Source organism: Actinomadura logoneensis (assembly GCF_003428695.1).
Lineage (GTDB): Bacteria > Actinomycetota > Actinomycetes > Streptosporangiales > Streptosporangiaceae > Spirillospora > Spirillospora logoneensis.
The window spans coordinates 1-5,298 of record NZ_QURH01000204.1 but is presented as its reverse complement, the minus strand read 5'-3'; the positions used below and the strand labels follow the sequence as shown (position 1 = coordinate 5,298).

Sequence of the window (5,298 nt, the reverse complement as noted above, 5' to 3'; positions counted from 1 at the left end):
GTCCCGGGGCGGCGGGCACGGCCTTCGGCGGCACCGGGGCCGGGGCGCCGCCCCCGGTCTTCGGCGGCACCGGGGCCGGGGCGCCGCCCCCGGTCTTCGGCGGCCTGGGCGCGGGCGTCGGCTGCACGCACTCAGCGGGCTTGCTTCCCGGCCGGGATGACGGGCCCGGAGCCGGACGGCCGGACCGCACCGGCGGGACGGACCTGCCCGGGATCTCATGCGGAGGGACGGGACGGCTCGTCGGCGGCAGGCTCGGAGCCGGACGGCCGGGCGGGACCGTCGTTCCGGGATGCGTGGGCCGGGCCGTGGGCGGCACCGGCTTGGGGCTCGGGTGGGTCGGCTTCGTCGGCCTCCCGGTCGGCTTGGGCATCGGCTTCGTCGGCTTGGGCATCGGCTTCGTCGGCTTGGGTGACGGCTTGTGCGGCGGACGCGAGGTGGCCGGGGGGTGTCCGGGCCGTCCGGGCGGAGGGCACGGCCGTGCGGTGGAGGTCCGCCCAGGGGCGGGGGCGGGGGCGGCGGTGCGGGCCGCCTCGTTCGCCGACACCGTGGCCGTCCGCGACGAGCCGCCGTCCGAGGCCGTGCCCAGCCAGATCCCTGCGGCGAGCACTCCCGCGCCGCCCAGCCCGGCGACGACCGCCACGGTCGCGCGCCGTCCGCCCACTATGTTGATCATGCTGCTCCTCGGGGAAGTGGAACTACACCCCTCAGAACCCCCGCTCCGGCCCCGCCGGTTGTCACGCGTCCGGATTTCTTCCGATCTTCGCGCCGCCACGGGCGACCGAAGACGACCGCCCGCTCACCGAAGCGAGCGGGCGAGCAAAGCGGGCCGATGCAGCGAGCGGGCGCAGCGGGCGGGGACGGGAGAGCGTCAGGCGGAGACGGCCGTGGGGATGATCTCCGCGAGGGCGCGGAAGGCGCGGCCCCGGTGGCTGATCGCGTCCTTCTCGGCCGGGGTGAGCTCGGCGCTGCTGCGCGTCTCGCCGTCCGGCAGGAAGATCGGGTCGTAACCGAAGCCGCCGGTGCCGCGCGGCGCGCGCAGGATCGTGCCGTACATGCGGCCGTCCACCACGTGCTCGGCGTGGCCGGGGACGACGAGGGCGGCGGCGCAGAAGAAGTGCGCCCCGCGGGCGCCGTCCTCGACGTCGGCGAGCTGGTCGAGGACGAGATCGAGGTTGGCCCGGTCCCTGTCGCCGGCCTGGACGCCGAACCGTCCGGACCAGCGGGCGGACAGCACGCCCGGCATGCCGTTCAGCGCGTCCACGCAGAGGCCCGAGTCGTCCGAGACGGCGGGCAGGCCGGTGTGCGCGGCGATCGCGCGGGCCTTGAGCAGCGCGTTGCCGGCGAAGGTCAGCTCGGTCTCGGGCACCTCGGGGGCGTCCGGGAACGCGTCGAGCCCGACCACCTCGATCCCGTCGAGGATGCGGCGCAGCTCTTCGATCTTGCCCTGGTTGCGGGTGGCGAGGACGATCCGGCTCATCGGCCGAGCGCCTCCGCCTGGATGCGGGTGAGCTCGGCGCAGCCGCCGGCGGCGAGGTCGAGCAGGGCGTCGAGCTCGGCGCGGTCGAACGGCTTGCCCTCGGCGGTGCCCTGCACCTCGACGAACCGGCCGTCGCCGGTGCAGACGACGTTCATGTCGGTCTCGGCGCGGACGTCCTCGGTGTACTCCAGGTCGAGCCGCGGCTCGCCGTCGATCACCCCGACGCTGACCGCCGCCACGGAGGTGACCAGCGGGTCGCCCTTGAGCAGGCCGCGCTCGCGCATCCACGAGACGGCGTCGGCGAGCGCCACGTACGCGCCGGTGATCGCGGCCGTGCGGGTGCCGCCGTCCGCCTGCAGGACGTCGCAGTCGAGCTGGACGGTGTTCTCGCCGAGCGCCTTGAAGTCGACGCAGGCGCGGATGGACCGTCCGATCAGCCGGGAGATCTCCTGGGTGCGCCCGCCGAGGCGGCCCTTGACGGCCTCGCGGTCGCTCCGGGTGTGGGTCGCGCGCGGGAGCATCGCGTACTCGGCGGTGACCCAGCCGAGGCCGCTGTCCCGCCGCCAGCGGGGCACCGAGTCCTGGACGGACGCGGCGCACAGCACGCGGGTCGCGCCGAACTCGACCAGCACCGAGCCCTCGGCGTGGTCGAGCCAGTCGCGCTGGATGCGAACGGTTCGGAGCTGGTCTGCCGCGCGGTCGTCAGGACGTGCCATGACCACCACCCTAGTGCCCGGCTCCGGCCCGCACGTCCCGTGCCCGCCTCCCGGCCCCCGCCCGGTCTGTTGATCATGGCGGTCCGCCCGCGGGCACGCCGACGACGGGGACGTCATGCGGGGAGGAGAAACACCGGGACGCGACGCCGGAGGTTCCGGGTCGCGCCCGGGGACGGGTCAGACCTGGTAGGTGGCGCCCACGTGGGCGAGCTCGATGGGACCGGCGAAGCCGCTGCCCTTGGCCTCCACCAGGGAGCGGTCGGCGTCGTTCCACGGGACGAGGTGGGTGAGGACGAGGCGGTCGACGCCCGCGCGGGCGGCGTGCTCGCCGGCCTCGCGGGCGGTGAGGTGCAGGTCGGGCGGGAGGTTCGGCGCGTCCAGGAAGGACGCCTCGCAGAGGAAGAGGTTCGCGTCGCGGGCGAGGTCCACCAGGGCGGACGACTCGCCGGTGTCGCCGGAGTAGGCCAGGACGCGCCCGCCCGCCTCGATCCGGAAGGCGTACGCCTCGACCGGGTGCGGGGTCCGGACGGCGGTGACGCTGAACGGGCCGATGTCCCAGGCGCCGGCGGGCAGCGGGTGGAACAGGAACGCCTCGTCCATGCCGTCCTCGTCGGGCAGGCCGTACGCGCGGGACATCTGCCGCCCGGTGTCGGCGGGGCCGTAGACCGGGATGCGGGGGGCGCGGCCGTCGGGGCAGTAGTTGCGGGCCACGTAGAAGCCGCACATGTCCATGCAGTGGTCGGGATGCAGATGGGAGAGCAGCACCGCGTCGATCTCGTACGGCGAGTGGAACCGCTGCAGGACGCCCAGCGCGCCGCTGCCGAGCTCCAGCAGCATGGCGAACCCGTCCGCCTCGACCAGGTAGCAGGACGCCGGGCTCTCCGGCCCCGGAAAGCTGCCCGAGCAGCCGATCACAGTGACCCGCACGCTCACTCCTCCTTGTGTCTTCCCGAGGATCCGTACCCCTCCCGGGGCCTCAGTAGGTCGAAACGCCAACAGCTCGATACGTCAGTGGGTCAGCACGTCCACGCCCCCGGCGCGGACGGTCTCGACCGCGCCGATCTCCGGGCCGAGGAAGCGCCGGCCGAGCGCCGCGAACACGCCGGGGTCGCCGGTGGCCCGGAAGCGGTGCTCCGGACGCCCGGCCCCGTCCGGCCGTGCCAGTCCCCGATCGTGCAGCACGCGGTACACGTCCTTGGCGGTCTCGTCGGCGCTCGAGACCAGTGTGACCCCGTCGCCGACGACATACGAGACGACGCCGGCCAGGAGCGGGTAGTGCGTGCAACCCAGGATGAGGGAGTCGCATCCCGCGTCCATGATGGGCAGGAGGTACTCGCGGGCCACGGTGAGAACCTCGTCACCCATCGTCACCCCGGCCTCGACGAGCGGGACGAACCGGGGGCACGCGGCGCTGACGAGCTCGATGTGCGGGGCGGCGGCGAACGCGTCGTCGTAGGCGCGGCTGGTCACGGTCGCGCGGGTGGCGATCAGCCCGACGCGTCCGGTGCGGGTCGCGGCGGCGGCGCGCCGCACGGCCGGGCGGATCACCTCGACCACCGGGACGTCGTAGCGCTCGCGGGCGTCGGCGAGCATCGCGGCGGACGCGCTGTTGCAGGCGATCACCAGGACCTTCACGCCCTCGTCCACCAGGCGGTCGAGCATCTCCAGCGCGAACGCCCGGACCTCGGCGATGGACCGCTCCCCGTAGGGCTGGCGGGCGGAGTCCCCGAGGTAGAGCACGGGCTCGTTCGGGAGCTGGTCCAGGATGGCGCGGGCCACCGTGAGTCCGCCGAAGCCGCTGTCGAAGATCCCGATGGGCGCGTCTGACATGGTCCCCAAGGCTAGGTGCTTCCGGTCGTTCCTCGGACGTCATGCGGCCGACATCACAGGGTCCGCCACATCACAATTCGGCCGTTCTGGGAGCGGGCTCGGAGAGCGCCCGGCCATGGCCCGGCGGAGCCCGGTCAGCGGCACGAACACGGGTGCGGACACGCCCCGACCGAGGGAGATCTCACCTGCGGAGAACGCGGTCCGGCCGCCGCCGGCGGCGGCCGGTGGTCACGGACAGCGAACGGCCCGGTGGGCGTCCGGGGCGGACGAGCACTCAGGCGCGGCCGGTTCGGGCCAGTTGCCGGGCCTGGGCGACCAGGCGGCCGGCGGAGTCCCAGATCTCGACCTCCTCGTCGAACCACCCGCCCGCCGACAGGCGTCCGGACCCGAGGACGGCGAGCCACCCAGGCGCGGGGACGGCCCGCAGGTGCCAGGTCAGCTCCACGGTCGGCGACCACCCCTTGGCGTCCACGTTCAGGGCGACCGGCGGCAGCGCGTCCACGGCCAGCGCCAGGGCGTAGGCGTCGGGCTGGTAGCCGCAGCGCAGGCGGAACCAGGCGCGGCCTTCGAGCCGTCCGCTGGGACGCCCGTCCAGCCAGCCCATCGTGCTCGGGTCGAAGAGCATGTCCACCCGGTCGGCGAAGCCGCGGTCCCCGACGTCCCGGGGGTGGACGCCCGTCCCCGCGCCCTTGCGCGGGCTGGTGCTCTTCGGCGGCTCGTCCAGGCTCAGGCACGACCCGACCGGCGGCAGGGCCGGCTCGGGCGGCGCCCCGACCCAGACCGGCTCGGCGGCCGGGTCGAGGGTGGCGGTGGTGATCAGGGCGTCGACCACGGGCTCGTCGTCCTGCAGCAGCGTGGCGCGGGCCGTCTCGGTGGTCCGGCCGCTCTTGCGGCGCTCCACCAGGATCTCGGCCGGGCCCGCCTTGGCCACCCGCAGGAAGGACGCGGCGGTGCTGACCGGGTGGGCGTGCGCGGACGCCTCGACCGCCGCGCGGCCGAGCACCGCCATCAGGTACCCGCCGTTGAGCGCCTGGGCGAACCCGAAACCCGCGTCCAGGTCGATCCGGAACCGGTCCGCGGCGATCCGCTCGACCGACGTCGCGTCCCCGAACCTGCTCATCCGCGTCCTCCCGGGGGGCCTACTAGAATCACGTTCGAGTACGAGCGTACCGATCCGCGCCGCGCACCGCGCCCCCGCTCCCCGGCGACCGTCCGCGCCCGGCCGTCCGGACCCGCCCCGCCCGCGCCGGAGGCGGCCGTCCGGACCGGGGCCGG

At 75.0% G+C, this 5,298-nt stretch carries 5 protein-coding genes and 1 pseudogene; all 6 read right to left on the bottom strand.

All coding sequences use genetic code 11. From position 1 onward, the window contains the following. A pseudogene (locus DZF91_RS38870) lies at nt 1-673 on the bottom strand (hypothetical protein); the annotation flags it as partial. A 195-nt stretch (nt 674-868) separates the two neighbouring features. Further along, nucleotides 869-1,477, bottom strand: coding sequence for an RdgB/HAM1 family non-canonical purine NTP pyrophosphatase (gene rdgB / locus DZF91_RS11315; protein WP_117357430.1), 609 nt, complete (start codon nt 1,475-1,477; stop codon nt 869-871). Further along, entirely contained in the window at nt 1,474-2,193 is a 720-nt protein-coding gene (gene rph, locus DZF91_RS11310) for a ribonuclease PH (RefSeq protein WP_117357432.1), read from the bottom strand. The genes rdgB and rph overlap by 4 nt, the downstream gene beginning before the upstream one ends. A gap of 177 nt (nt 2,194-2,370) precedes the next feature. Then, nucleotides 2,371-3,120: an MBL fold metallo-hydrolase gene (locus tag DZF91_RS11305; RefSeq protein ID WP_117357431.1), complete on the bottom strand. Its 750-nt coding sequence runs from the start codon at nt 3,118-3,120 to the stop codon at nt 2,371-2,373. An 81-nt stretch (nt 3,121-3,201) separates the two neighbouring features. Next, nucleotides 3,202-4,023 carry a glutamate racemase gene (gene murI, locus DZF91_RS11300; protein WP_117357429.1) on the bottom strand — a complete coding sequence of 274 codons (822 nt, stop codon included), beginning with the start codon at nt 4,021-4,023 and terminating at the stop codon, nt 3,202-3,204. A 274-nt stretch (nt 4,024-4,297) separates the two neighbouring features. After that, nucleotides 4,298-5,143: a thioesterase family protein gene (locus DZF91_RS11295; RefSeq protein ID WP_117357428.1), complete on the bottom strand. Its 846-nt coding sequence runs from the start codon at nt 5,141-5,143 to the stop codon at nt 4,298-4,300. Nucleotides 5,144-5,298 lie beyond the last annotated feature (155 nt).